This is a genomic window from Changchengzhania lutea (assembly GCF_006974145.1).
Taxonomy (GTDB): Bacteria; Bacteroidota; Bacteroidia; order Flavobacteriales; family Flavobacteriaceae; genus Changchengzhania; species Changchengzhania lutea.
On sequence record NZ_CP039456.1, the window covers coordinates 2,926,048 to 2,952,219 of the forward strand.

23 protein-coding genes are annotated in these 26,172 nt (G+C 35.2%); 15 read left to right on the top strand and 8 right to left on the bottom strand.

Translation table 11 applies throughout. The features are described from left to right. The first annotated feature begins 51 nt into the window (after positions 1–51). The 7 genes from FAF07_RS13085 to FAF07_RS13115 all read left to right on the top strand — a co-directional run bounded on the left by FAF07_RS13085 (position 52) and on the right by FAF07_RS13115 (position 11,524). Positions 52–2,679, top strand: coding sequence for a glycoside hydrolase family 2 TIM barrel-domain containing protein (locus tag FAF07_RS13085; protein WP_142785523.1), 2,628 nt, complete (start codon positions 52–54; stop codon positions 2,677–2,679). Then, the gene (locus FAF07_RS13090) at positions 2,679–3,566 is read left to right on the top strand and encodes an alpha/beta hydrolase (RefSeq protein WP_142785524.1); all 888 of its coding nucleotides are present in this window, start codon (positions 2,679–2,681) and stop codon (positions 3,564–3,566) included. Before FAF07_RS13085 ends, FAF07_RS13090 begins: the two co-directional genes overlap by 1 nt. Next, on the top strand, positions 3,563–5,230 hold the full coding sequence (locus FAF07_RS13095; protein ID WP_142785525.1) for a sulfatase family protein: 1,668 nt from the start codon (positions 3,563–3,565) through the stop codon (positions 5,228–5,230). Before FAF07_RS13090 ends, FAF07_RS13095 begins: the two co-directional genes overlap by 4 nt. Before the next feature lie 108 nt (positions 5,231–5,338). Next, a complete protein-coding gene (locus FAF07_RS13100) occupies positions 5,339–7,198 on the top strand; it encodes a family 43 glycosylhydrolase (RefSeq protein ID WP_142785526.1) in 1,860 nt (619 codons plus the stop codon). A 40-nt stretch (positions 7,199–7,238) separates the two neighbouring features. Further along, on the top strand, positions 7,239–9,287 hold the full coding sequence (locus tag FAF07_RS13105; RefSeq protein WP_317130298.1) for a glycoside hydrolase family 97 protein: 2,049 nt from the start codon (positions 7,239–7,241) through the stop codon (positions 9,285–9,287). A 10-nt stretch (positions 9,288–9,297) separates the two neighbouring features. Then, positions 9,298–10,137 (top strand): endonuclease/exonuclease/phosphatase family protein, encoded by an 840-nt coding sequence (locus FAF07_RS13110; protein WP_142785528.1) that lies wholly within the window; start codon positions 9,298–9,300, stop codon positions 10,135–10,137. 10 nt (positions 10,138–10,147) lie between these two features. Continuing rightward, positions 10,148–11,524 carry a sugar porter family MFS transporter gene (locus FAF07_RS13115; RefSeq protein ID WP_142785529.1) on the top strand — a complete coding sequence of 459 codons (1,377 nt, stop codon included), beginning with the start codon at positions 10,148–10,150 and terminating at the stop codon, positions 11,522–11,524. Between the two features lie 317 nt (positions 11,525–11,841). Here FAF07_RS13115 and FAF07_RS13120 read toward each other — a convergent pair whose 3' ends face one another. The 4 genes from FAF07_RS13120 to FAF07_RS13135 form a co-directional block, all read right to left on the bottom strand. Then, positions 11,842–12,570 (bottom strand): head GIN domain-containing protein, encoded by a 729-nt coding sequence (locus tag FAF07_RS13120; RefSeq protein ID WP_142785530.1) that lies wholly within the window; start codon positions 12,568–12,570, stop codon positions 11,842–11,844. A gap of 130 nt (positions 12,571–12,700) precedes the next feature. Further along, a complete protein-coding gene (locus tag FAF07_RS13125) occupies positions 12,701–14,524 on the bottom strand; it encodes a PspC domain-containing protein (protein ID WP_142785531.1) in 1,824 nt (607 codons plus the stop codon). Then, positions 14,517–14,861 (bottom strand): PadR family transcriptional regulator, encoded by a 345-nt coding sequence (locus FAF07_RS13130; RefSeq protein WP_142785532.1) that lies wholly within the window; start codon positions 14,859–14,861, stop codon positions 14,517–14,519. The genes FAF07_RS13125 and FAF07_RS13130 overlap by 8 nt, the downstream gene beginning before the upstream one ends. 196 nt (positions 14,862–15,057) lie before the next feature. After that, positions 15,058–15,504 carry a DUF4870 domain-containing protein gene (locus tag FAF07_RS13135; RefSeq protein ID WP_142785533.1) on the bottom strand — a complete coding sequence of 149 codons (447 nt, stop codon included), beginning with the start codon at positions 15,502–15,504 and terminating at the stop codon, positions 15,058–15,060. Positions 15,505–15,650: 146 nt separating this feature from the next. Here FAF07_RS13135 and FAF07_RS13140 point away from each other — a divergent pair, with 146 nt between their 5' ends. The 3 genes from FAF07_RS13140 (at position 15,651) to FAF07_RS18705 (ending at position 17,446) form a co-directional block, all read left to right on the top strand. Continuing rightward, entirely contained in the window at positions 15,651–16,106 is a 456-nt protein-coding gene (locus FAF07_RS13140) for a DUF4442 domain-containing protein (protein ID WP_142785534.1), read from the top strand. Positions 16,107–16,324: 218 nt separating this feature from the next. Then, a complete protein-coding gene (locus FAF07_RS13145) occupies positions 16,325–17,125 on the top strand; it encodes a TIGR00266 family protein (protein ID WP_142785535.1) in 801 nt (266 codons plus the stop codon). 123 nt (positions 17,126–17,248) lie between these two features. Continuing rightward, on the top strand, positions 17,249–17,446 hold the full coding sequence (locus FAF07_RS18705) for a hypothetical protein (protein ID WP_142785536.1): 198 nt from the start codon (positions 17,249–17,251) through the stop codon (positions 17,444–17,446). Positions 17,447–17,487: 41 nt separating this feature from the next. Here FAF07_RS18705 and FAF07_RS13155 read toward each other — a convergent pair whose 3' ends face one another. Continuing rightward, positions 17,488–18,426, bottom strand: coding sequence for a hydrogen peroxide-inducible genes activator (locus FAF07_RS13155; protein ID WP_142785537.1), 939 nt, complete (start codon positions 18,424–18,426; stop codon positions 17,488–17,490). A 105-nt stretch (positions 18,427–18,531) separates the two neighbouring features. On the opposite strand from FAF07_RS13155, the gene FAF07_RS13160 reads away from it, so the two are divergent. Then, positions 18,532–19,011, top strand: coding sequence for a Dps family protein (locus FAF07_RS13160; RefSeq protein WP_142785538.1), 480 nt, complete (start codon positions 18,532–18,534; stop codon positions 19,009–19,011). Between the two features lie 169 nt (positions 19,012–19,180). Here the strand turns inward: FAF07_RS13160 and FAF07_RS13165 are convergent, their stop codons facing one another. Both FAF07_RS13165 and FAF07_RS13170 read right to left on the bottom strand, forming a co-directional pair. Beyond that, positions 19,181–19,594 carry an RDD family protein gene (locus FAF07_RS13165; RefSeq protein ID WP_142785539.1) on the bottom strand — a complete coding sequence of 138 codons (414 nt, stop codon included), beginning with the start codon at positions 19,592–19,594 and terminating at the stop codon, positions 19,181–19,183. 89 nt (positions 19,595–19,683) lie between these two features. Further along, positions 19,684–20,157, bottom strand: a complete 474-nt coding sequence (locus tag FAF07_RS13170) for a DUF2141 domain-containing protein (protein WP_246067702.1) — start codon at positions 20,155–20,157, stop codon at positions 19,684–19,686. A 189-nt stretch (positions 20,158–20,346) separates the two neighbouring features. Here FAF07_RS13170 and FAF07_RS13175 point away from each other — a divergent pair, with 189 nt between their 5' ends. Continuing rightward, positions 20,347–20,949, top strand: coding sequence for a trimeric intracellular cation channel family protein (locus FAF07_RS13175; protein ID WP_142785540.1), 603 nt, complete (start codon positions 20,347–20,349; stop codon positions 20,947–20,949). Positions 20,950–21,104: 155 nt separating this feature from the next. On the opposite strand, the gene FAF07_RS13180 is transcribed toward FAF07_RS13175, so the two are convergent. Further along, the gene (locus tag FAF07_RS13180) at positions 21,105–21,809 is read right to left on the bottom strand and encodes a peptidylprolyl isomerase (RefSeq protein WP_142785541.1); all 705 of its coding nucleotides are present in this window, start codon (positions 21,807–21,809) and stop codon (positions 21,105–21,107) included. A 38-nt stretch (positions 21,810–21,847) separates the two neighbouring features. On the opposite strand from FAF07_RS13180, the gene FAF07_RS13185 reads away from it, so the two are divergent. From FAF07_RS13185 to FAF07_RS13195, 3 genes are all read left to right on the top strand, one after another. Then, entirely contained in the window at positions 21,848–22,489 is a 642-nt protein-coding gene (locus FAF07_RS13185) for an NUDIX hydrolase (RefSeq protein WP_142785542.1), read from the top strand. A 52-nt stretch (positions 22,490–22,541) separates the two neighbouring features. After that, positions 22,542–23,339 (top strand): lysophospholipid acyltransferase family protein, encoded by a 798-nt coding sequence (locus FAF07_RS13190; protein ID WP_142785543.1) that lies wholly within the window; start codon positions 22,542–22,544, stop codon positions 23,337–23,339. A 537-nt stretch (positions 23,340–23,876) separates the two neighbouring features. Beyond that, positions 23,877–26,168: a DNA topoisomerase 3 gene (locus FAF07_RS13195; protein WP_142785544.1), complete on the top strand. Its 2,292-nt coding sequence runs from the start codon at positions 23,877–23,879 to the stop codon at positions 26,166–26,168. Positions 26,169–26,172 lie beyond the last annotated feature (4 nt).

The window sequence follows — 26,172 nt, forward strand, 5'->3', positions numbered from 1 at the left end:
TGCATGGTTTCCAAAACCTTGTAGGTTTTTTTAAAACCAAAACCTTTAAACATGTTGAAATTTAAAACCACATTTAAGACAAGTTGCACTGTATTGGTTTTAATGTGCATTATGTTTTCATTTGAAATCATGGCTCAAAAAAGCACGATAAATTCAGGTTGGCAATTTACATTAAATGATAAATCATCAAGCGATTGGGAAACTATAAACATTCCCCACACATGGAATAAAGAGGATGCTTTTGATGATATAAGAGGGTATTATAGAGGCATAGGTTGGTATAAAAAAACACTTTTTTTTTCGAAAGATGGTGAGGATTTAGAGCACTATTTGCATTTTAAAGGGGTTAATCAGGAAACTGATGTCTTTTTTAACGGTAACCTTGTTGGTAATCATAAAGGGGGTTATACCGTGTTTAATTTTAATATTACTGAATTAATAAAATTTGATGCTTATAACTTAATTGAAGTAAAAGTCGATAATAGTCACAACGAAAATATTCCACCATTGGATGCCGATTTTACGTTTTATGGTGGGATTTATCGTGATGTCCAATTAATTTCAAAACCAAAACAACATATTTCGCTTTCCGATTTTGCTTCAAGTGGATTTTATGTAGATTATTATCATGTTTCGGAAGAAAAAGCAGGCATTGAGATAAAAATATTGATTGATAATTTTGAAAATAAGCCATCAAACAACAAGGTTAAAGTAATAATTTCAGATGCTGAAAATAAAATTGTATATACTAAAACTTTAGATTTTCAAAGTAGTGCAAAGGCTTCTGAAGCTTTAAATATGAAGTTGTCGGAGGTTTACAATCCCAAATTGTGGTCGCCAGAAAATCCTTATTTATACAAATTGCACATATCATTATTAGACAGAGATAACAATCTTTTGGATAAAAGGCGACAGAATATTGCCTTTCGTTGGGTAAGTGTAGATGCCAATAAAGGCTTCTTTTTAAACGGAAAACCATATAAATTAGTTGGCGTAAATCGGCATCAGGATTATGAGGGTTTTGGTAATGCGGTTCCTATGCATCTTCAAGAAAAGGACATCCATTTAATAAAAAACATGGGGGCAAACGTCATTCGATTTGCTCATTATCCGCACTCTCAGGATTTATATAAATTATGTGATGAGTTAGGCATTTTGGTATGGTCTGAAATTCCAATTGTGAATAAAGTTACCAATACCAAAGCATTTTTTGATACCTGTTTAAAAGTGCAGGAAGAACATCTAAAACAGTATTATAATTATCCATCGGTGGTCATGTTTGGGTATATGAATGAGATTTTTTTGAGACAAGCTTTTGATAATACATCAACCAAAGCAGAAAAAGAAACCTCAAAGATTTATACCTATGAGTTAGCAAAACTGTTAGAAGATTTTACCAGAAAACACGCACCAAACAGGATTACGGTTATGGCCTTACATTTTAACGAACTTTATAATGAAACCAAAATAGCAGATCTTTCTATGTTGATTGGTTGGAATTTATATTTTGGTTGGTATCATGATACTATTGAAGACTTAGGCATATTTTTGGATGACCAGCATAAGCGTTATCCAAATCGATGCATTATGGTTTCAGAGTACGGGCCTGGAGCAGACGTAAGGATTTCTGCAAACCCACCAATTAAATATGATTATTCGCAGGATTATCAATTAAAACTTCATACCAGTTATCATCAGCAAGTTATGGATCGTGATTTTGTGGCAGGTATGACCGCATGGGACTTTGCCGATTTTGGTTCAGAGTTTAGAGGAGAAACCATTCCGCATGTCAACCAAAAAGGATTAGTGCAATACAATAGAGAACCTAAAGAGGTATATTACTGGTATAAATCGGTTTTGAACAAAAAAAATCCTTTTGTCCATATAGCACTAGACCATAAAGAAGAACTCATTTTGATAAACCAAAGCGAACAGAATATTACATTTTTTTCAAATCAAGATAAAGGAAAATTATATGTTAATAATGTGTTTTTCCAAGATGTGATATTCAGTAATGGAATGGCCAACATAGCAATCTCTTTTGTTAAAGGCAAAACCAAACTAAGGATTGAAACTGATTCTGGATTCGACGAAAAAATCATTAGGGTTAATAGCATACAGAATTTAAAAACCGACCCCATAACGGTATTGGCAATCAATACAGGCACGCCAATTAATTTTGTTGATAGTGAGTCTGGTATCACCTTTTTAGGCGACAGGGCCTATTCAGAAAACCTATATGGCTATGTTACTAATACTTCTGGTAACTGCCTACAGAAATTAATACCCAACAACGTTAAGAATACACATCTAGAAGCCGTATTTCAAACCATTCTGGAAGATTGCTCAACATATAAAGTGGATATTCCAAATGGGAATTATAAAGTTACGCTATATTTTGTTGAACCTCAACTAAAAGGAAATATGGATATTATTTATAATTTGAATACGGATGAAAAAACGGAGACAAGTGATATATCGCGGCGTATTTTCGATATTTTTTTGAACGATCAATTGGTAGCCGGTCATTTTGATATGGCCAATGAATATCCTGAAAAATATGGCATAACAAAAAGTTCTACACTTAACATCAATGATGATTCAGGTCTAACCATTTCCTTTATTCCAATAGAGGGCAAACCCGTATTGAGCGGTATTTTAATAGAAAAAACATTTTGATGAACCTTAAATATTTTATACCAGTATTATTTTTTAACTGTTTTGTGTTTTCTCAAAACTTAACAACTTATACGTATGCAATAAAAGGAATAGATACTTTAAAAATGGATGTTTATAGTCCGAAAAAAATAAAGAAAACAGATAGTTTGCCAGTATTGCTATGGATGCATGGTGGTGGTTTTTCGGGTGGCAAACGGGATAATGTGGATGAAGTAAAAATGATGAAATACTTAGCAACGAAAGGCTATATTGGCATTTCAATAAATTATAGGTTACTTAGAAAAGATGATACGCTTAGCTTTGGTTGTAATTGTCCTAGAGCCGTTAAGTTGGAAACCTTTAAGCAAGCAACTATCGATTATTTGGATGCCGCAAAGTTTGTTTTTGAAAATAGATTGCTACTTCAAGTCGATGTGTCACATATTATAGCTGGTGGCAGTAGTGCCGGGGCAGAAGGGATTTTAAATGCTGTCTATATGAAAGAATATTTTATTGATGACCTAAAAGAATATACGCAAGTTAAGTTTGCAGGTGTTTTTTCATTGGCTGGGGCTGTAGTAAATGCAGATTATATAACCAGCAAAAATGCCTTACCCACGGTAATGTTCCACGGAACAGCAGATGATTTGGTGCCTTTTGGAAGTGCAGCACATCATTATTGCACGCCTGAAGAGCCAGGGTATTTAATGTTAGATGGCTCTGAAACCATAGCTAAAAAATTGGACAATCTAGGAAAAGCTTTCTATCTAAATAAAGTGATAGGTGGTAAGCACGAACTGGCTTCCATCCCTTTTGATCAATTGCAGAACGTATTACGGTTTTTCGAGAAAACCATATTTAAATCAGAAATTATTCAAACCAAAAAAATAATAACCAAGAACCCATGAAAAAGCTTTTGTTCTTTATTCTAATTCCGGTCGTATTTCAATCTTGTAAAGAGGCGAAAAGTAACGAGGTTGTTGAAACCCAAAAACCGCGTCCGAATATCATCTTTATCATGGCTGATGACCATGCTACTCAAGCTATTAGTGCCTATGGGCATCCTATTAGTAAATTAGCACCTACACCAAATATTGATAGAATAGCAAAAGAAGGTGCAATCTTTAGAAATAATTTTTGCACTAACTCCATTTGCGGACCAAGTCGTGCCGTCATCCTAACAGGAAAACACAATCATATTAATGGTTTTAGAATGAATGGCGACCGTTTTGATGGCAGCCAACAGACCTATCCAAAAATTTTACAAAAGGCAGGTTATAAAACCGCCATGTTTGGGAAATGGCACCTGCATGGGGAACCAGAAGGGTTTGATTATTGGAATATTCTTCAGGACCAAGGCAATTACTATAATCCCAACTTTATTTCCGTAAATCAACAAACGCAAAAAGTGGATACTACTATGGTTATGGGGTATGCTACCGATATTGTAACTGAAGACGCCATACGTTATTTAGATAAGATCAAAGATAAAAATCAACCTTTTATGCTTATGGTTCAGCACAAGGCGCCACACAGAAATTGGATGCCTGCTTTACGCCATGTTAACAAATATGATTCAATTCAATTTCCTGTTCCCGACACCTATTTTACAGACCATAAAGGCTCTACGGTTTCAAAAGAACAATACCAAACCATTTATAGGGATATGTACGAAGGCCATGATTTAAAAATGACCAAGAAAAAAGGAAGTTCAGAATTGGCCCATAATCCTTGGAAAACAGATTTTGAACGGATGACGCCGGCGCAACGAGCTGCTTGGAACAAAGCTTATCAGCCAAAAAATGATGCTTTTCATGATGCTGATTTAGCAGGGAAAGATTTAGATCTATGGAAACTGCAACGCTACTTGCAAGATTATTTGGCAACAATAGCCGCGGTTGATGAGGGCGTTGGGAGGATTTTAGATTATTTAAAAGCGCATGATCTAGAGGACAACACCATCGTGGTCTACACCACAGACCAAGGATTTTATCTGGGTGAAAAAGGCTGGTTCGATAAACGTTTTATGTATGAAGAATCCTTGGCAATGCCCATGCTTATGAAATATCCCGGAGTGGTAAAACCCGGAACGGAAATTACGGCATTGACCCAAAACCTTGATTTTGCTGAAACATTTTTGGACTTTGCACAAGTGGACATTCCAGAAGATATGCAAGGAAAATCTTTAAAACCAATATTGACGAATACTATTGAAGATGAAGATTTTAGAGATGCTATTTATTATCATTATTATGATTTTCCTGCGTTTCACATGGTCAAAAAAATGTATGGTGTAAGAACGAAACGTTACAAATTATTTCATGTGTATGATGATATTGATGCATGGGAATTGTATGATTTAAAAGAAGATCCTTCAGAGGTCAACAATGTAATAAATGATGATGCTTATAATGAAATTGAACAGATTTTAAGAAAGCGATTGGCCGAATTGCAACAACAATATCAAGTGACCGAAAAAGAATTTGAACGTGCCAGAAAAGACCAAATCAAAAGAAATTATAAAGGATTTGAACGTTTAAGAGGGAAACCTATGGAAGCTTATGAGCATTAATATCCTGCAAGGTTTTTGTAACCTTGTAGGTATAATTTAAATCAAAGAGAAGAGACCTACAAGGTTACAAAAACCTTGCAGGTCTTATTAAAAAACAACTATTTATAGATGAAACACTTACTAGCACTTACTGCAATAACTTCTCTATTGGCTGCCTTCTTGTTAGTGAATTCTTGTCAAGAAAACATATTCAAAGGAAACACCTCAGATACGACAAAATCAGAAATAAGTACTAAAAAGCATTTTAAAACCTATTGCAACCCAATTGATATAGACTATTCCTATATGTCGCATTATCGAGCTAAAAATAATGTATCCTATCGTTCGGGCGCAGACCCAGCTATTGTAAATTTTAAAGGAAGGTATTATATGTTCGTAACACGTTCGCATGGCTATTGGGCTTCGGATGATATGAGTAATTGGACATTTATAAAACCCCAGAGCTGGTATTTTAATGGGTGCAATGCGCCCGCTGCGGCTGTAAAAAATGGTAAAATTATTTTGTTGGGGGATCCTTCAGGTAGAGGAGCAGTTATCGAAACCGAAAACCCGGAATTAGGCGATTGGAAAACCAATTATGCCGTCATAAATGTTCCGGGCGGCGTGCAAGACCCTAATTTATTTGTTGATGATGATAATAAGGTTTATTTATATGAAGAATCTTCTAATAAATGGCCCATTCACGGCATTGAGTTAGATGCTGAAAATTATTATATTCCAATAGGTGAACAAGTGGATTTGTTCAATCTGCAACCAGAAAAACACGGTTGGGAACGTTTTGGTCAAGATCACGATTCCGATTTAAAACCCTTTATAGAAGGTCCTTGGATGGTAAAATATAACGGCACATATTATTTGGAATATGGTGCACCGGGAACCCAATGGAATGTCTATGCCGATGGGGTTTATACCAGTAAAAATCCGTTGGGGCCTTTTGAATACGCACCCTACAATCCGATTTCATACAAACCTGGGGGTTTTTTAAAAGGCTCTGGCCATGGTAGTACGGTTAAAGATAACAACGGAAATTATTGGCATTTCTCAACCATGGCCATTTCGGTAAATTTTAAGTTTGAACGTCGTTTGGGCATGTATCCTGCAGGTTTTGAAGATAATGGACAAATGTATGTCAATACGGCTTATGGTGATTATCCGCATTATTTGCCGAACACCAAAGTTGATAACCATAAAAACCGATTTACGGGTTGGATGTTGTTATCCTATAAGAAGCCTGTAAAGACCAATTCGGGATTAGTGAAAAAGGAAATTAATGTAGTTGATGAAAGTGAAGGCGGATTTATGCAGGAACAAATTACCGATTTCAATATCCATAAAATCAATGATGAAGAAATACGTTCCTATTGGGTATCAGAAGCCAATAACGATTCTATTTATGTAGAAATGGATTTGTTGAAGCCTATGAGCGTGAAGGCAATCCAGCTGAATTTTCAAGATTTTAATGCCGAAGTTTTTGGAAGACCAAAAGGCATCAAGCAGCAATTTGTAATTCAAAGTTCCCTTGATGGAAAAACTTGGAGAACCATCGCCGATTATTCTGAAAATGTAAAAGATATGCCCCATGCTTATCTAGAACTCGAAAGCCCAGTAAATGTGCGATATGTTAGATATAACCATGTGTATTGTTATAATAAATATTTGGCCATTTCAGAATTCAGGGTTTTTGGAAACGGCAAGGAGCCATTACCCCAAACCCCATCAAATTTTAAAGCGGAAAGGCAAAAAGATAGAAGAAACACCAACCTGACTTGGAATAAAGTCGAAGATGCTACTGGCTATGTGATTTATTGGGGAATATCAAAAGACAAACTAAACCTTTCGGCTTTAATGTATAACAAACCAAATTACAACTTACGAGCTTTAACCACAGATCAATCTTATTATTATCAGGTGGAAGCGTTTAATGAAAACGGGATTTCCGAAAAGAGCCCTATATTATTTACAAAATAAACAAGAACAAATGATTCGATTTTCAATACTTTTTTTAAGCGTGATAGTATTATTTTCCTGTACTTCCGAAGAAAAAAATCTTTTAACCGAAGTGCTTTCGCCAGATAAAAACATTCAGGTAACCTTTTTTTTATCAGAGAATCAGGAACCATTTTATACGGTAAATTATAAAAATGAAAAAGTAATCGATTCCTCGAAAATGGGATTTGAATTTAAAGATGCGTTACCCTTAAGTTCAAATTTTAAAATAAAAAACAGTCAAGAATCCACTACCGATGATACTTGGGATATGGTATGGGGTGAAGATGCACAAGTCCGTAATCATTATAACGAACTTAAAATTGAATTGGAAGAAACTTCAGAATTAAAAAGAAAACTGAACATCATTTTTAAAGTCTATAATGATGGGGTGGGGTTTAGATACGAATTCCCCAAACAAGAGCATTTAAATGATGTGGTTATTACAGATGAAAATACTGAATTTAACCTAACAGGCGACCATAAAGTCTGGTGGATCCCGGGGGATTGGGATATTTATGAATATTTGTACAATACTACTAAATTTTCAGAAATTGATGCCTTAAAATACTATGAGCCGGGAACACATTTAGGGCAAACTTATATGCCTGAAAATGCCGCAAATACCCCACTGACCATGAAAACAGAGTCTGGGGTGTATTTAAGTTTCCATGAAGCAGATTTAACGGATTATGCAGGCATGACTTTAGCGGTGGACACCTCAGCATTAAAAATGAAAAGCGAGTTGGTAGGTAATAGTCAAAACATAAAAGTAAAACGTCAAACGCCTTTCGAAACGCCTTGGCGAACCATTCAAATTGCAGATAGAGCAGGCGATTTATTGGAGTCTAAACTTATTTTGAATCTTAATGACCCAAATACCGTAGCCGATATGGGTTTTTTCAAACCCACAAAATATATGGGTATTTGGTGGGACATGCATATAGGAACTGGCAATTGGGATTATTCAGGAGCATACCATGCCGCTAACACAAAATATGCCAAGGACATGATAGACTTTGCTTCCAAACACAAGATACACGGGATGCTGGTAGAAGGCTGGAATACCGGTTGGGAAAAATGGTGGGATAAAAAGAACAAGAAAGAGCATTTCGATTTTGTAACCCCTTATCCTGATTATGACTTAGAAGAAGTTGTAAACTATGGAAAATCAAAAGGTGTAGAATTGGTGATGCATCATGAAACTTCGGCAGATATTATACGTTATGAAAAGCAATTGGATACCGCTTTTGCATTGATGAAAAAACTTGGAATTCATTCAGTAAAAACAGGTTATGTAGGCAGTATCATTCCAGAAGGTGAATATCATCATGGGCAATATATGGTCAACCATTACCAAAAAGTTCTGGAAAAAGGCATAGCATCCCAAGTGGCGATAAATGCACACGAACCCATAAAGGCAACTGGCAAAAGACGCACATTTCCGGTAGCTATTTCGCGTGAAGGCGTTCGTGGGCAAGAGTACAATGCATGGTCCAAAGACGGTGGCAATCCGCCAGAACACTTAACTATTGTACCGTTTACGCGTATGCTGGGTGGCCCTATAGATTATACCCCGGGAATTTTTAATACGACGTTAAAACCGTATGCCGAAAACAATCAAATCAATACCACTTTGGCCCACCAATTGGCTTTGTATGTGGTTTTGTACAGCCCGATCCAAATGGTGCCAGATTTAATCAAGCATTATGAAAACCATCTGGCTTTAAAATTCATTGAAGATGTTGGTGTAGATTGGAACGTCTCTAAAGTTTTAGACGCTGAGATTGGTGATTTTATTGCTGTTGCTCGCCAAGAAAAAGGGACAGAAAACTGGTTTGTGGGTTGTATAACCGATGAAAATAAACGCATTGTTAAAGTGAACTTGGATTTTTTAGATGATAGTAAAACTTATATTGCCAAAATATATAAGGACGCCAAAGATTCACATTATATGACCAATCCTGAAGTTTATGAAATCTCTGAACAAGAGGTCAATAACAGCACTGTTTTGGAAATCGATTTAGCCGCCGGTGGTGGGTGTGCTATATCATTAATGCCAAAAAAATAAACCTAAAGACATGAAAAACATTTGCTGTTTTTTTATATTGTTCAGTTGCTTGGGCGTTTTGTTTGGTCAAGAGACCACAAAAGTAATGACTTATAATATTAAACTGGATTATCCGAAAGGAGGGGAGAGCAGTTGGAATAATCGGAAGGAATCTGTGATGGGTCAAATTAATTTCTACGAACCAGATATTTTTGGTGTTCAGGAAGCTTTACCAAATCAAATGAAATACATGGATAGTACGCTGGTAAACTATAATTATGTAGGCGTTGGTCGTGATGATGGTAAAAATAAAGGGGAGTATTCCGCTATTTTTTATAAAAGGAACGCATTCAAGATCTTAGAAAGTTCAACATTTTGGTTGTCTGAAACACCAGGGAATGTGTCAATGGGCTGGGATGCCGTTTGTAATCGTATTTGTACGTATGTTCTTTTGGAAAATAAAAATTCGAATGAGCGTCTTTGGGTATTCAATACACATTTTGATCATGTTGGGAAAATTGCACGTATGGAAAGCTCTAAATTAATTCTTCAAAAAATAAACAATTTAAACAGTGAAAATCTTCCTGTAATTTTAATGGGTGACCTTAATTTAACACCCGAGACCAAGAGCATTCAAATCATAAAAACTGTGTTACAAGATGCTATTGAGGTTTCAAAAACAAAACCATTTGGACCATCTGGTACATTTAATGGATTTCATTTTGACCGGCCAGTTACCAAAAGAATTGATTATATTTTTGTAAGTAATAATATTAACGTCTATAAATATGCGATATTGAGTGATTCTAAAGATTGTAAATACCTTTCAGATCATTTACCTGTTTATATAGAAATTCAATTAATTAACTAAAACACAGATTATGAATAAAAAAACTTTTTTATTATTAATAGCGGCAGTGTCTGCATTAGGCGGATTATTATTTGGCTATGATACCGGTGTCATTAATGGTGCTCAATATTATTTAAGTAAACATTTCGATTTAGATTCGGCAATGAAAGGTTGGGTTGTAGGAAGTGCTCTTTTAGGATGTTTAGTTGGCGCCATTGTAGCTGGCCCTTTAAGTATAAAATTTGGCAGAAAATACTCTTTAATAATTTCAGCTGTGCTATTTTCAATTTCAGCCTATGGTTCTGGTTTGCCATCGATTTTTCCAGAATCCGTTTCTTTATTGGTCTTTTTTAGAATTATAGGAGGTCTTGGTATTGGTATTGCATCTATGAATGCACCCATGTATATTGCAGAGATTGCACCAAGTAGCATAAGAGGTAAAATGGTTACTTATTACCAATTGGCAATAGTTGTTGGTTTTTTTGTGGTGTTTTTAGTAACCTATTTTATTGGAAATAATTTATCTGAAGAACAAAACATAGCATTTGGATGGAAACGTATGTTTTGGTCGGAATTAATTCCAAGTTGTCTCTTTTTAATATTGCTGTTCTTTGTGCCTAAAAGTCCACGTTGGTTGGCGCTTAAAGGAAAAGATGATGATGCTTTGGCAACATTGGTAAAAATACATGGTCCGGAGCAAGCTAACAAAGAGATATTAGAAATTAGACACTCACTAAAAACAAGTGATAAGACTCATAAGGTGAATTACTTTTCAAAAGTAATATTGGGAATCATTGTTATAGGAACTACTTTGTCTGTTTTACAGCAGTTTACAGGAATTAATGCCGTACTATATTACGGTGCGGATATTTTTGAAAAATCATTAGGATTTGGGAAAGAAGACGTTTTGGCACAACAAATACTACTAGCGTTTATTAATCTAATATTCACTTTTATTGCGATGTTTACTGTAGATAAATTTGGTAGAAAACCATTAATATATATTGGATCCATAGGAATGATTGGCGGGTTTTTATTATTAGGAATCTCTTTACAACAACAAGCTGTTGGGATTATATCTTTGCTTGGCGTGCTCCTTTTTATAGCGTCATTTGCACTTTCCATGGGACCAGTAGTTTGGGTCTTGCTATCAGAAATGTTTCCAAATAAAATACGCAGCGTTGCCATGTCTGTTGCAGTAGCAGGACAATGGGCAGCAAATTATGTGGTTTCGCAATCTTTCCCTATGGTTATGGATAGCAAAGTAAATAATAGTGCTTCTTGGAATGGTTCGTTACCCTATTTTATATTTATTGCATTTATTATTGTTATTATAATTATTACTTATAAATATATCCCTGAAACTAAAGGAAAAACTCTTGAGGAAATTGAAGGATTTTGGAAGTAATAATTTTAATGAGTTGTTCTATGCTATTTTTCAGGAATGTGAGTAAATATTGACTAAGGTTTTATTGCAAAAACCAATGATCTGATTATCTAATATTTAGGTTTGCTAAATATTTTTATGGTATAAAAAACAGTTTCATATAATTCAATGTACTTAAATTTAATAAAAAACTAGATTAACGTTTCAAGCTCTCACTATAATCAAAATAGTTTATAGTACTTATAAATCAAATATAATTTACCCTAAATGTAAAAGGCCTTCAAATACATGAAGACCTTTTTTTGGTTGATTGTTTTAATTAGCGCTAAAAATATTAACTATTGCTTTCTAATACTGCCAGAAGTGCCATCTTCTGTATTCACGATTTCTGGATTGCCGTAATATTTAATATCGCCACCACTAGTCGCTTTCGCTGTTAGCTCTTTAGCAGTATTAACACTAATATCTGCGCCACTGGTGGCCTTCACATTACTGGATTGTGCTATTAAATCTGAAGCTTTTATATCACTTCCACTAGTAGCTTCTGCACTTAGGGTAGTCGTCTTTCCAGACACTCTTAAGTCACTTCCACTGGTTGCTTTACAAATTAAGTTTGAGGTATTTACATCTAAGGTCATATCACTACCACTAGTCGTTTTAAGTTGTAAGTCATCTACTGAAATAGTGTTCGTTGAGTAAACATCGCTCCCGCTAGTCGCTTTAATTTTTGAAATTGATTTAAAGGTGACATGTACTTTCTTCGACGTTGATTTTCCAATATTTTCTGAGGTGTGAATTTTTAGAACATTGTTTTCAACCTCTGTAATGATAATGTCGTGCAGATTCTCATCGGCTTCAATGGTGACACTGGCAGTATTGTCTTGAGTTAAATACACATCTAAACCCTCACTGGCTTCGATTGCGGTAAAAGGTTCATTAATGGTTCTATCCTCCATTTGAACGTTTCCATTACCTCTTACGCCAGGTTGAAGACGCATATCAAAATTGCAGGAAAAGAGGGTTAAACTTAATAAAGTGGCTAAAATAATTTTTGTTAATGTTGTCATGATGAGTGGTTTTTTTTGATTAATTGCTATGGTTACTGTATCGCTTTTTGATTGATGATTCAAATATCTAATAATATGATGTGGTTTTATAACTTAATTATCTGAACTGTCATGTTTTATGGATGACTTGTTAATCGTCATCCGATTTTATGCTAATCCCATTTTGGTCAATATTCACTCGTACGGTTTCGCTATTGGCTTTCAAACCATTTTTATCTATAACTAAACCAGAGCTATCAACCGTTACTTCTAAGCCGTCATTATCTATTTTTAATGACCCATCGTCATCTTCTAAGTCCACATCTATTTCGTATTCACTCGGGCAATCCAAACACGCGATGTCATCTTCTTCAATTTTTAAATAATGACTTACATCATTAGAAGATACAATGTTGTCGTTGTATTTTCTGTAATTCAAATAAGACTTGGTATTCTTATTAAAGTTAACTACCGATCCTTCGGGTAAATGAAGAATAATAGTGATTTCTTGGTCGCTAAACTTATTATCTGGATCTGTAGTTAAATAAGCGTCTAGGAGCAATGTATCACCATGTTGTGTATAGCTGTAGTTAATGTTTTTAGCGCGCGCTATGGCTTGGTCGTAATTCCTGCCGTCTGCACTTTTTTCAATACTTATAGTCGCAAGACTATCTGTGGTAGATTTCACTATAATTTCTATATCTGATGAGTATATGGTTTTTTCACCGTTTTCATTGTGGGCGACTCTAAAAGCAGAATGTCGTCGATAGGAATCATCACCATACACATCATTGCTTATCATTTTCACATTCAGCGTGTCGTTCGAAATAATATTAAATTCCTTCTTGTCAATAACCCGCTCATTAAAAGCATGCGCACTCGCTTGTCTTATTCCAACAACGGTTAGACCAATAATAGAAATTAACCATAAGCCCAAAAGTGTGAATTTTGCAATTCTTCCAATAGATTTTAGGTTGTTAACTAATATTTTCAATCCTAAATACGAGAGTAAGAAAAATGGAATCCCAACGGCGAAAAACACAAGTAAAGATACCAACCAAACTGGCGTGTTACCAGCATTTACAACATCTACTAGATCTAAACCTGGAATATGAATCACATCGGCGACACCTATTGAAAATAAAGCAATAATCAGCCCTATTAAAGTAGCTGCTCCAATTATAAGTAAGATAATGCCAATGAACTTTGCAAACACTTTAAAGAAAAACATGATGATTTCACCAATAGTATCGAAAAAAGTTCTTGAAGACGATTTTATTCGGTTGCCTTGTTTCGGTAAATCGACATTTTTAGCGGCATTCGAAACTGAGTCTGAAACGTTTTTCGCTGCTACCGAAACCGAATCGGTTACATTTTTGGCAACATCGGAAACACTGTCAAACCCGTCTTTAATTTTTTTTTCGATGTTCGAAATGTTTACGGGTTCTCCGGTCATCATTATTTTTTCGGCAGTAGTTTTTGCCTCAGGAACTAAAATCCATAACAAAATATAGAGTAGAATTCCAGTACCAGCACCAAATATTAAAAGGATCCAGGCGAGTCTAATCCATATGGCGTCAATTCCAAAATAATGTGCCAATCCAGAGGATACGCCACCTATATAAGAGTTGTCTGTATCTCTAAACAATTTCCGAGATGTGCTCGTTTTTTTAGTGTAAGTGCTTTGAGGTTCATCTTCAAAAATCTCGTCATCGACTAAGTAATCTTCAGGTTGTCCCATAATCGAGATCACTTCATCTACCTCTTTAATTCGGATGACCTGTTTATCATTTTCTACGCGCTCGTTAAAAAGTTCTGCTATACGCGATTCTATATCAGATATGATTTCAGATCGTCCTTGAGAGTCTGTAAATGAACGTTTTATAGCCTCAAGATAGCGCTGTAATTTTAAGTATGCATCCTCATCTATATGAAAAAATATACCTGCTAAATTTATGTTGACTGTCTTATTCATTGTTAGTTGTTTTTTGGCTTGTTACTATATTTACTGCATTCTGTAATTCACTCCAAGTCGTGTTCAGTTCTTTTAAAAATAACTTTCCGGTTTCTGTTAAACCGTAATACTTTCTTGGTGGTCCGGAAGTCGATTCTTCCCATCGGTAATTCAAAAGACCGGCGTTTTTAAGTCGTGTAAGTAGTGGGTAAATAGTTCCCTCAACCACAAGCAACTTAGCGTCCTTTAAGGTGCCCAGTATTTCTGCAACATAAGCATCGTCGTCTTTTAAGACCGATAGTATGCAGAACTCTAGCACGCCTTTGCGCATCTGTGCTTTTGTGTTTTCTATCTTCATGTTTTAAAGTGTTTTAATAAATTGAAACTGTTCATTTTTTGATTGATTAAAATTGATTATTGATGAAATTATTTTTTCTTTTTCTGGGCGTTACCACAAGGGTCGGGCTTTCCGTTGCAATCTTTTTTCTCGTGCCTCAAAAAAAGGATTTCCACTGCAATCCCTAACGCAGTTCCGTCTACCATTTTACGAGTCGTTATTTTAAAAAATTGATAGTTAATGGGTATTTATACACTTCGCCATCTCTCGCTTTTAAACTTGCAATCACGATAAAAACGAGTTCGAGTATAAACCCGATTACTGCCAAAACACCAAGTGCGCCACCTACATAAAGTAGGGGTGAGGGTTTCCCAATATTAATATGAAAATCATGAAACCCATTAAAATCTATAAAATCAATGCCGTTAAAAAGTTTAAATATGAAAAACGGAATTGTTAAAGTGCCTAAAATTACTGCGTACAACAAAATGCTAATTTGAAAATTGATGGCTTGTTTACCATTAGCATCTATAAATTCAGATTTTTCCTTATTGGTTACCCATAAAATAATAGGGCCTATAAAATTTCCAAACGGAACTATAAATCTACTAAAGGTGGACAAATGAATGAAAGTGGCGATGTTTTTTTGATGATTATCTATCATGATTTAAAAGCATATAATAGTTTCTTATACAAATATATGTCTTTTAAAAGGTATTATGTTACACATAGTACTAAAAATTAACATAAATTTAACATTTACTGATCTGTATTTATTTCATAACTTAGTAAAAAATTAAAATTCTTAAAATGACCTTAACACGAAGAAAACTAAATACTTACACCATGTTTAAGCTGCCAGCAGCCTATTTATGTGGCGTAAGAACTAAATATATTGATAATGAAAAATGTATAGTAGGTGTTAGATTCAAATGGATAAACCAAAACCCATTTAAGTCTATGTTTTGGGCCGTACAAGGTATGGCGGCAGAGTTTTCAACAGGAGCATTAATGATTTCTAAAATCCAAGAATCAGGTAAACGCGTGTCTATGCTAGTCACAACAAATAATGCAACATTTAGTAAAAAAGCAATAGGTAAAATCAATTTTACATGTAATGAAGGAAAAGCCGTTGACGAAGTTCTTGAAAAAGCTATAGAAACAGGAGAAGGGCAAACACTTTGGATGCAATCTGTTGGTAAAAATGAAGATGGTGTTATAGTTTCAACTTTTAATTTTGAATGGAGCGTGAAAGTGAAACAGTAAGCAGTCTCAGTCTCAGTTAACAGTGAGTCACGTAACACTTTGCGGCTTTGTGTCTTTTCGAGGTTTTTTTTGTCTCCGTGCATCTCTGTGTAAACTCCGCTAAACTCTGTGAAATAACTTTTTCATATACTTAAAATTTTAAAAATTTTGTAACAAAACTCAAAGCAAATCAACATATAAACGTATCAACAACAAACAACTTAACGAAATACAGTATTATGACAGCACACGAAATCGATTACAGAATTTACGGCGAGGAAATGCAATACGTAGAGATTGAACTAGATCCTCAAGAAGGCGTTATTGCCGAGGCAGGAAGTTTTATGATGATGGACGATGGTATTAAAATGGAAACTATTTTTGGTGACGGTTCTCAAAAAGATTCGGGCTTTTTAGGTAAAATATTAGGAGCCGGTAAACGCATACTTACGGGAGAGAGTTTATTTATGACAGCTTTTTATAATAATGTTATTGGAAAGCGCAATGTGTCTTTTGCATCGCCATATCCAGGTAAAATACTTCCCATAGACTTAACGGAATATAGGGGTAAGTTTATTTGTCAAAAAGATGCCTTCCTTTGTGCGGCAAAAGGTGTAAGTGTAGGTATTGAATTTTCTAAAAAACTTGGACGTGGGTTGTTTGGTGGTGAAGGTTTCATCATGCAAAAATTAGAAGGAGATGGGATGGCTTTTGTACACGCTGGTGGTACCATGGCAAAAAAAGTATTGCAAGCCGGTGAGATTATGAAGGTAGATACTGGATGTATTGTTGGGTTTACCCAAGATATTGACTACGATGTTGAATTTGTTGGTGGCATTAGAAATACCGTATTTGGTGGTGAGGGGTTATTCTTTGCTAAACTTCAAGGTCCAGGAACCGTCTATATACAATCATTACCATTTAGTAGACTGGCTGGCAGGGTGTTAGCATCTGCTCCAAGAGGCGGTGGTAAAGATAAAGGTGAAGGCAGTATTTTGGGTGGTCTAGGTGATATTTTAGATGGCGATAATCGATTTTAATGTTAAATTCATCCTTTTATTAAATAAATATTAATTTTTTTCACTACATTTAGGTATTAAATTTTAAATAAAAAAAGCCTATTCTAAATTCTACTTTATTTACAACCTAAACCTAATTAAATCATGGCAAGAGCAATGTTAGAATATACCAAAACTGTGCTTAAAAAAGTTAGTTTTGACACAACGTTGTTTTGCAGAGAAGTACAAAAGGCCATATCTCGTTTATTGCCTTATGAGATTGAAGAACTTAAAATTTTCATTCATTCTCTTGTACAGCAAAACCCCGAATTAAATCAATGTTTAATTTATTTAAAACCTTAATAAAAAAAGCGACCCATGGGTCGCTTTTTTATTGGACTATTTTATTTAGGTAAAGGACTTATAATCTTTACGTTTTGAAAAGCAATAGCACCACGAATAATACCAGATATAACATCTTGTAATGCCTCTACAATTTGCATTTTTAATTCACTTTTATGGTAAATAATACTAACCTCTCTTGCAGGTGTTGGCTCATTAAAGTAATGGAGATTTTGTTTTTCATCATCATTAATATCTAGCGTGTGTAAATAGGGAAGGAGTGTCATTCCTAAACCTTCGTTTGATAGTTTTACAAGTGTTTCTATACTTCCACTTTCTAACTGAAATTCATCCTCAGTTTGACTTTTCAATACTTTGCATAAATTTATAACACCATCACGAAAGCAATGCCCATCTTCTAACAGTAGCATATCATGAATATCTAGGTCGGCCACATCAATTTTTTTTGAACTGTGTAAACGATGACTTTTTGGTATATAGCTTACAAAAGGCTCAAAGTAAAGTACACGTTCTTTAATAATCTCATCATCTAAAGGCGTTGCGGCAATGGCGGCATCTAAATGGCCATCTTTAAGTCTGGCTATTATTTCTTCAGTATTTAATTCTTCAATTTTTAATTTTACTTTGGGGTGCTTTTTAATGAAGGTCTTTAAAAACATGGGTAGCAGTGTCGGCATTATAGTAGGTATAATTCCTAATTTAAATTCGCCACCAATAAATCCTTTTTGTTGATCTACAATATCTTGAATTCTATTCGATTCGTTCACAATGTTTCTGGCCTGTTTCACAATTTTTCTACCAACATCAGTTAACTCAATAGGCTTTTTGCTCCTATCGAATATGAGAACATCTAGCTGATCTTCTAATTTCTGAATTTGCATACTCAAGGTGGGCTGGGTTACAAAACATTTTTCAGCAGCTTTTGTGAAGTTTTGGTTTTCGGCGACAGCCAAAACATAATACAATTGGGTTATGGTCATTAGGGTATCAAATTAGGCTATAAAAATATAAAAACTATCAATAAAATTGATGCTAAAAATTGTTAATAATAGATTAAATTAGTGGTATATAAAAACTAAAAGAAAATGACATTAAATAGTATAGGTTTAGACACCTCAAAAACGAAAGATTTAGCAAACGATTTAAATGACTTGCTGTCTAATTTTCAAATATATTATCAGAATTTACGAGGCCTTCATTGGAATATTAAAGGGAAGCGTTTTTTTGATTTACATGTTAAGTTTGAAGAATTATATACGGATGTTAATCTAAAAGTAGACGCCATCGCAGAACGTATTCTAACCTTAGGCGTGACGCCGTTACATACTTTTGAAGATTATTCGCAAAAGGCAAAAGTACCTGTGGGGAAGAATATTTCTCAGGATGATAAAGCGGTGCGATTAATAGTGGATTCTTTAAGCGAGCTATTGACGATTGAGCGCGCAATTTTAAATAAATCTGATGATGTAAATGATGAAGGCACAAATTCGATGATGAGTGATTTTATCACAGAACAAGAAAAGACCGTTTGGATGATGAAAGCATGGTTAAACGAAACCATTTAAAAAAAACAGAATTCATAATAAAAAAAGAGACTGTCTTAAAAGTCGATTTTATTCGTCATTACGAGAAATTTTAATTTCGAAGTAATCTGTTAATCGATAACTTAAATTTAGCAGATTGCTTCTCCCGAATACTCGGGATCGCAATGACGGTTTTTTAGACACCCTCTTCTTATCGCCTTGCAATAAGCGTATTTGAGGCTATGTCGTATAACGTCTTGGAACCTTTATAATAGATAGCGCTAATAATATAAGATAGCGCAATGACTTCTGGAATGATTATGAGTGCCCAAATCCACATGGGAAGTTCTGGGTTATCAAAGCCATAATAGCCCATCCAATGCATGCCAGCATGAGCGAATTCCCATGGTAAAAATTTGAAGATGTTCCTTTTTGGAGGTTTGTTATGAGATATTTCAACATAAATTTTCATAAGTCGCTTTCCTATAGTACCTCTATTTTTACTTATCTCAGAGAGGTAGAAATATAAAAATGTGGGTAGGCTAAGCGTTATAAAACTGACTATTTGTGCTCTGTAGGGGTGAACTTTTTCTATGTTGATAGAGTAGTTAGATGTAATTAACATGGTTACTCCAAATAATAAAGAAGCATTGGCATAATATGACTAGGTAATCAATAATGATGGCTAAGAGTCGTTTCCCTAAGAGTATGATTCTAAAAAATAATGGTCACTTCCAAGTCCTCTGTGCTTAATTCAAACTTTGCAGATTCAAATTGTGGTGGACCAAAACTCATTGAATTATTAGACATACCATACGATTCTATTGGCATGCCATTATCTTCAAAATCCATACGCTTATTATCATTTTCATCATGTATCGCTAAAATGGCATAATTGCCAGGAGCTACACCTGAAAAGATTGCCGTAATCTTGCCGTCTACAATGTCTTTTGATTTAGATTGGATGCCTTCACTTTTCATAAAGGTGTCTTCGTTGTGTAACGAAAGGATGACGTGACCTTTGTTGTTATGGATATTCTCAATAGTTACAGTGATTGATTTGGTGTTATCCTCTTGTGAATATCCAAATGTGACTGTCCCAATGATAGCCATAACGAGCATTATTAATTTGTGATACCTTACTATTGAACGTTTTTGGCTGTGTTTAGCTGTTAAGAAATTTTTCATGTTATAAGTTTTATTATTATATTTTTCAAACCTAAAAAGAAAGAACCATTATAAATAATAGAGCTTACCGAATTGTCGTTTTTAAATGACGAATTGTTGAGGTGTTAATAAATGAAACTATTCAATCCGGCTATTGGTTTGTAAATGCCGAATTTAAAGCCTATTATTACTGCCAATTTGTTTTAAAAAATGTTTTACACACTTGATATTTTAGGAACCATCGCTTTTGCCATTTCAGGTGTGTTGGTAGCATTTAATAAGCGCATGGATTTGTTCGGGATCTTAATTATTGCATTCGTAACAGCAGTTGGCGGTGGCACACTTAGAGATATACTTATTGGGGAAACTCCCGTAAGTTGGATGAAGGATATGACGTTCTTTTACGTTGTATTTATTTCAGCAATTTTCGCCATCATTTTCAGAAGTAAAATCAATTATTTGAGAACCTCTCTGTTCCTATTCGATACCATTGGCATCGGTTTATATACCGTGGTTGGTATTGAGAAGGGCATAAATGCAGGTTTACATCCTATTGTTTGTATTGCCTTGGGAACCATGACAGCCTCCTTTGGTGGTGTGATTAGGGATATTTTGTGTAATGAAATCCCAGTTATTTTCAGAAAAGAAATTTATGCCACAGCTTGTATAATTGGAGGTATTGGCTATTTTGTTTTACGAAAATTGCCTATTCAAGATAATTGGGTGTTTGTTATAGCTGGCGCAACAGTTATAATTATTAGACTGCTCGCAGTAAAATTCAAGATTGCACTGCCTAATATCTATAGAGATTAGTTTATAATTTCTGCTTTCCTAATATAAATATTACGCAATGGCCAGTAAGCTTCATCTGTTTTCTGTTTTTCGAACATTTTTGAAACACCCTCTGAAAGCCATGTAAATACTGGAAATTTTTTAAATTTGGGTATTGCAAAGCAGAAAACAAAAGGTTAATTTAAAATCTCAACTTTTCTAATATAAATATTGCGCAAGGGCCAGTCGGCTTCATCTGTTTTTACGGCTGCTATTTTATCAACAACACTCATTCCGCTTATTACCTTTCCAAAAATAGTATAATCACCATCTAAAAAATGCGCGCCTCCATGCTGCTGTATAATAAAAAACTCAAACGGAGATGCTAGTTTGTAGGGGTTGTCAATTTCGCTACTGGGCATAGATACAACACCGCGCTCATGCGTGTAACCGCGTTTAGTGTCTGTGGGCAATAAGTATTTTCCAATTTTGGCACGTTTGCGTGCTGTTTTTCTATCGTCACTATTTCCAGCCTGAACAATAAAATTATCAATCACCCGATAAAATTGGGTGCCATTAAAGTATTTCTGTTTTGTTAGAAAAATAAAATTAGCACGATGGAATTTAGTTTTAGTGAACAATTCAATATCAATAACTCCAAAATCAGTGGTTAAGCGTACGGTATTTTCTTTATTTTCTTTTTCATACTGAAGAAAAAATTCCATAGCATTTTTAGAATTTAACTTGGGAAATTTGCGTTCTGGTTTTTTAATGGAATCTTTAGTGGATATCTTTTTTTCTACAGATGACGTATCGGTTTTAGAAACCGTTTTTTTATCAGATTGCTTATCTTCACAATTCAGAAATAAAAGGAATACACATAAAAAGGATAAACGTCTCATTAATCTTTTTAAATTAAAAATAAAGCGCACTAGAGCTTATGAATTTTGATGATTTTTTAAAATCGATAGCTAAAATAAAAAATATCCAGCTACCAGCCGAAGCATCCCAGTTTAAAATGGTGCCTCCGTTTAGGCAAACCTTATTGAAACGCCAACAAAAAATGATGAAAGATGTTAAAAGAGCAGGTGTGATGGCCTTGTTTTATCCCGACAATCATGGGCAAACCCACTTTGTATTAATATTAAGAAACACGTATAATGGCGTGCATTCTGCGCAAGTGGCATTTCCCGGTGGCAAATTGGAGCCTGATGATGCGTCTCTAAAAGATGCCGCTATTAGAGAAACCTATGAAGAAATCGGTGTGCCGCAACGTACTATTGAAGTCGTTAAAACACTATCTGAAGTCTATATTCCTCCAAGTCATTTTTGTGTCCAACCCTTTTTAGGTGTTTTGCAGGCAACTCCCACTTTTAATAAGCAAGATGACGAGGTTGAAGCTATTATTGAAATTAGTTTGAAGCATTTTCTCGATGAGCAAAATGTAATCACAGAGCGTATTTCAACATCCTATAGTGTTGAGGTTGAAGTGCCTGCCTTTCATTTAAACAATCACGTGGTTTGGGGAGCCACAGCCATGATGCTTAGCGAAATTAAAGACTTATTGAATGAAGCATTCTAGTTTGATAGATTTGTTACATTTGTAAATATCTAACACAATGTAAAATTGATTTATGGGGTTATTTAAAAAAAATCCTTTCGGGCATATACTATTCGTAAAGAAATGGTTGATTAGAATTTTCGGACTTCTAACCCACAGAAGGTTTCGAGGGTTTAACGAACTCCAAATAGATGGCTCCGAGATAATTAAAAATCTTCCAGAAACTAATGTGTTGTTCATTTCTAACCATCAAACCTATTTTGCAGACGTGGTTTCTATGTTTCACGTATTTAATGCCAGCTTAAGTGGACGGGTAGATTCCATAAAAAACATTGGCTATATATGGGATCCGAAATTAAATATATATTATGTCGCTGCAAAAGAAACCATGAAGTCAGGCCTATTGCCAAAAATATTGGCTTACATGGGATCTATTAGTATAGAACGCACATGGCGAGCAGAAGGAAAAGATGTGAATCGCCAGGTGAAAATGAGTGATATTTCCAGTATTGGGAAAGCGCTGGATGATGGTTGGGTCATCACTTTTCCGCAAGGCACCACCACACCCTTTAAACCTATTAGAAAAGGTACAGCACATATTATTAAGCGCTACAAGCCTGTGGTAGTGCCTATTGTTATTGATGGTTTCAGACGTTCATTTGATAAAAAAGGATTGCGAATTAAGAAGAAAAACATTCTACAATCTTTTGAAATTAAGGAGCCATTGGTTATCGATTATGATAATGAAAGCACTGAAGATATTGTAAAACGCATTGAATATGCCATTGAACAGCATCCATCATTCTTAAAGGTCATTCCTCAAAAAGAATTGGAAGCTCTTGAAGAATTGAATAAACAACGGAGGTGGTAATAATTTCATTTATTAACTGTTTTCAATTCAGTTTCAATTAAAAAGATTGCTTCGTGCCTCGCAATGACGAATCTGAATTTCACTTAACTATATAATTATAACTTTTAGAGTTTATGCTAAGTGTCATTGCGAGGACGTAGGACGCGGCAATCTGTTAATTGGTTAGATAATTACAAGGAGTTAGGACGTGGTAATCTATCAAGTGGAACTCAACTTAAATAAAAATTTGGGCGTTACCCTATCGGGTCGGGCTTTCCGTTACAAGTTCGCGCTCGTAGCTCGCTGTGGGCTTTTATTCATGTCTTTCTATTTTAGAATAATGAATTCATGAACATAAATGTTTCACTGCAATCCCTAACGCAAATAGCGGCATGAATAAAAGTATATTGTAGCCTCTCTCGTTTTTAGGACACTTCTAAATTCGACAAAAATTTGATATTAATTCCAACCCAACATATAGTTAATAACTCCTAACAAATCTCTATCAAAAAACATATCAAAATTTCTATTTTGCAAGTCATAATTTAAGAAAAAAAAATGAAAGTCTGTATTGCTGAAAAACCTAGTGTAGCCCGCGAAATTGCTTCAGTTCTTGGAGCGAACACCAAACGTGATGGCTATTACGAAGGTAACGGCTATGCGGTAACCTACACCTTTGGTCATTTGTGTACACTCAAGGAGCCCAATGATTATAAGCCGTATTGGAAAAGTTGGGATTTAAACAACTTGCCCATGCTCCCTGAAAAATTTGAAACTAAAGTGGTAGCAAATTCAGGTATTCAAAAGCAATTCAAAATAGTTAAAAGTTTATTTGATAGAGCAGATTTGGTGATTAATTGTGGCGATGCAGGGCAGGAGGGAGAATTGATTCAGCGCTGGGTGATGAATGAAGCCAATTATAAAGGCGAGGTGCAGCGCTTGTGGATTTCGTCATTAACAACCGAAGCGATTAAGGAAGGGTTTGAAAACCTAAAACCCTCTGCAGATTATGATAATTTATATTACGCAGGGTTTTCCAGAGCCATTGGGGACTGGTTATTGGGCATGAACGCCACCAGATTGTATACCGTAAAACATGGTGGGTATAAGCAAGTGTTGTCTGTTGGCCGTGTGCAAACCCCAACTTTAGCGATGGTAGTCAATCGTTTTGCAGATATTCAAAATTTTAAGCCGCAACCGTATTGGGAATTGCAAACGCTGTATCGGGATACCCTTTTTAGCTATGAAGAAGGGCGTTTTTTGAAAAAAGAAGATGGTGAAGCGTTAGCTAATAAAGTCAAGGAAAGCAATTTCGAAATAGAATCTGTTACCAAAAAGAAAGGGAAAGAGTATGCACCTAAACTATTCGATTTAACTGGGCTACAGGTGTATTGCAATACCAAGTTTGGATTTTCGGCAGATGAAACCTTAAAAATAGTTCAGAAATTATACGAACAAAAGGCAGTGACTTACCCAAGAGTGGACACCACATTTTTACCAAACGATGTCTATCCTAAAGTATCTGGCATACTTCAGAAGCTTTCTAACTACGCCACATTAACACAACCGCTTTTAGGAAAAAAGATTAAAAAATCCACCAAGGTTTTTAACGATAAAAAAGTAACCGATCACCATGCTATTATTCCCACGGGGATTCAAATCAATCTGCAATACAATCAACAACAGGTTTACGATATTATTGTAAAACGCTTTATTGCTGTGTTTTATGACGATTGTACGGTTGCAAATACGACAGTTATTGGGCGTGCTGCTCATGTAGCATTCAAAACCACGGGAAAGGAAATTTTGAGTAAAGGTTGGCGGGTAGTTTTTGAAAACCCGAATGCCAAGGAAAAGGAATCAGGGATTTTACCCACGTTTGAAAAAGGTGAGAAGGGCCCGCATACGCCCTCTTTTTTAGAAAAGGAAACCAAGCCGCCCAATCAGTTTACAGAAGCCACTTTACTGCGTGCTATGGAAACGGCTGGCAAACAGGTGGAAGATGAGGATTTACGGGATTTAATGAAAGAAAATGGTATTGGCCGCCCCTCAACACGCGCCAATATTATTGAAACACTTTTTAAAAGAAAATATATTAAACGTAACAAAAAGCAGGTGTTACCAACGGATACGGGGATTCAGCTTATTAATACGATTCAAAATGATTTACTCAAATCTGCCGAATTAACAGGCTCCTGGGAAAAGCAGTTAAAAGATATTGAAAAAGGCACATTTAGTGCTGGTGCCTTTATAAAAAACATGAAGCAGATGGTAGATGCTTTAGTGTACGAGGTGCGCAGTGAAACCAAACGCGCCAATATATCGCATGCCATCACGGTTCAAAAACGAGAAGCTAAGGCGGTTAAAAAGAAAGCGGCAGGCATAACCTCAGAAACCTGCCCAAAATGCAAAGCGGGGTCTTTAATAAAAGGTAAAAACGCCTATGGTTGTAGTAGGTATAAATCGGGTTGTGATTTTGTGATGCCTTTTAGTGTTTACGGAAAGAAAATTTCAGAAAAACAATTTATACGTTTACTTCAAAAGGGCAGTACCGTTAACCTTAAAGGTTTTAAAACAGAAACTGGAGTGGTGGAAGGGTTACTGCGTTTTGATGATGACTTCAAATTAAAGTTAGAACCTAAAAAGGTTTCCGAAAAAGTAAAAACTGGTGAATTAACTTGTCCGAAATGTAAAAAAGGAACTGTTATAAAAGGCAATTCGGCTTATGGATGCAGTGGGTATAAATCGGGCTGTGATTTTAAAATGTCCTTTGATACCATTAGAGAAAAAATAAATGGACAAAAACCAACCAAGGAATTGGTTTATAAGATATTGAATGGATCAGTCTGAAGTT

What these genes read in the sequence shown, in the direction of transcription:
- FAF07_RS13085 (WP_142785523.1), top strand. Translation starts at nt 52, where the DNA reads ATGTTGAAATTTAAAACCACATTTAAGACAAGTTGCACTGTATTGGTT.
- FAF07_RS13090 (WP_142785524.1), top strand. Translation starts at nt 2,679, where the DNA reads ATGAACCTTAAATATTTTATACCAGTATTATTTTTTAACTGTTTTGTG.
- FAF07_RS13095 (WP_142785525.1), top strand. Translation starts at nt 3,563, where the DNA reads ATGAAAAAGCTTTTGTTCTTTATTCTAATTCCGGTCGTATTTCAATCT.
- FAF07_RS13100 (WP_142785526.1), top strand. Translation starts at nt 5,339, where the DNA reads ATGAAACACTTACTAGCACTTACTGCAATAACTTCTCTATTGGCTGCC.
- FAF07_RS13110 (WP_142785528.1), top strand. Translation starts at nt 9,298, where the DNA reads ATGAAAAACATTTGCTGTTTTTTTATATTGTTCAGTTGCTTGGGCGTT.
- FAF07_RS13115 (WP_142785529.1), top strand. Translation starts at nt 10,148, where the DNA reads ATGAATAAAAAAACTTTTTTATTATTAATAGCGGCAGTGTCTGCATTA.
- FAF07_RS13120 (WP_142785530.1), bottom strand. Translation starts at nt 12,570, where the DNA reads ATGACAACATTAACAAAAATTATTTTAGCCACTTTATTAAGTTTAACC.
- FAF07_RS13125 (WP_142785531.1), bottom strand. Translation starts at nt 14,524, where the DNA reads ATGAATAAGACAGTCAACATAAATTTAGCAGGTATATTTTTTCATATA.
- FAF07_RS13130 (WP_142785532.1), bottom strand. Translation starts at nt 14,861, where the DNA reads ATGAAGATAGAAAACACAAAAGCACAGATGCGCAAAGGCGTGCTAGAG.
- FAF07_RS13135 (WP_142785533.1), bottom strand. Translation starts at nt 15,504, where the DNA reads ATGATAGATAATCATCAAAAAAACATCGCCACTTTCATTCATTTGTCC.
- FAF07_RS13140 (WP_142785534.1), top strand. Translation starts at nt 15,651, where the DNA reads ATGACCTTAACACGAAGAAAACTAAATACTTACACCATGTTTAAGCTG.
- FAF07_RS13145 (WP_142785535.1), top strand. Translation starts at nt 16,325, where the DNA reads ATGACAGCACACGAAATCGATTACAGAATTTACGGCGAGGAAATGCAA.
- FAF07_RS18705 (WP_142785536.1), top strand. Translation starts at nt 17,249, where the DNA reads ATGGCAAGAGCAATGTTAGAATATACCAAAACTGTGCTTAAAAAAGTT.
- FAF07_RS13155 (WP_142785537.1), bottom strand. Translation starts at nt 18,426, where the DNA reads ATGACCATAACCCAATTGTATTATGTTTTGGCTGTCGCCGAAAACCAA.
- FAF07_RS13160 (WP_142785538.1), top strand. Translation starts at nt 18,532, where the DNA reads ATGACATTAAATAGTATAGGTTTAGACACCTCAAAAACGAAAGATTTA.
- FAF07_RS13165 (WP_142785539.1), bottom strand. Translation starts at nt 19,594, where the DNA reads ATGTTAATTACATCTAACTACTCTATCAACATAGAAAAAGTTCACCCC.
- FAF07_RS13170 (WP_246067702.1), bottom strand. Translation starts at nt 20,157, where the DNA reads ATGAAAAATTTCTTAACAGCTAAACACAGCCAAAAACGTTCAATAGTA.
- FAF07_RS13175 (WP_142785540.1), top strand. Translation starts at nt 20,347, where the DNA reads ATGTTTTACACACTTGATATTTTAGGAACCATCGCTTTTGCCATTTCA.
- FAF07_RS13180 (WP_142785541.1), bottom strand. Translation starts at nt 21,809, where the DNA reads ATGAGACGTTTATCCTTTTTATGTGTATTCCTTTTATTTCTGAATTGT.
- FAF07_RS13185 (WP_142785542.1), top strand. Translation starts at nt 21,848, where the DNA reads ATGAATTTTGATGATTTTTTAAAATCGATAGCTAAAATAAAAAATATC.
- FAF07_RS13190 (WP_142785543.1), top strand. Translation starts at nt 22,542, where the DNA reads ATGGGGTTATTTAAAAAAAATCCTTTCGGGCATATACTATTCGTAAAG.
- FAF07_RS13195 (WP_142785544.1), top strand. Translation starts at nt 23,877, where the DNA reads ATGAAAGTCTGTATTGCTGAAAAACCTAGTGTAGCCCGCGAAATTGCT.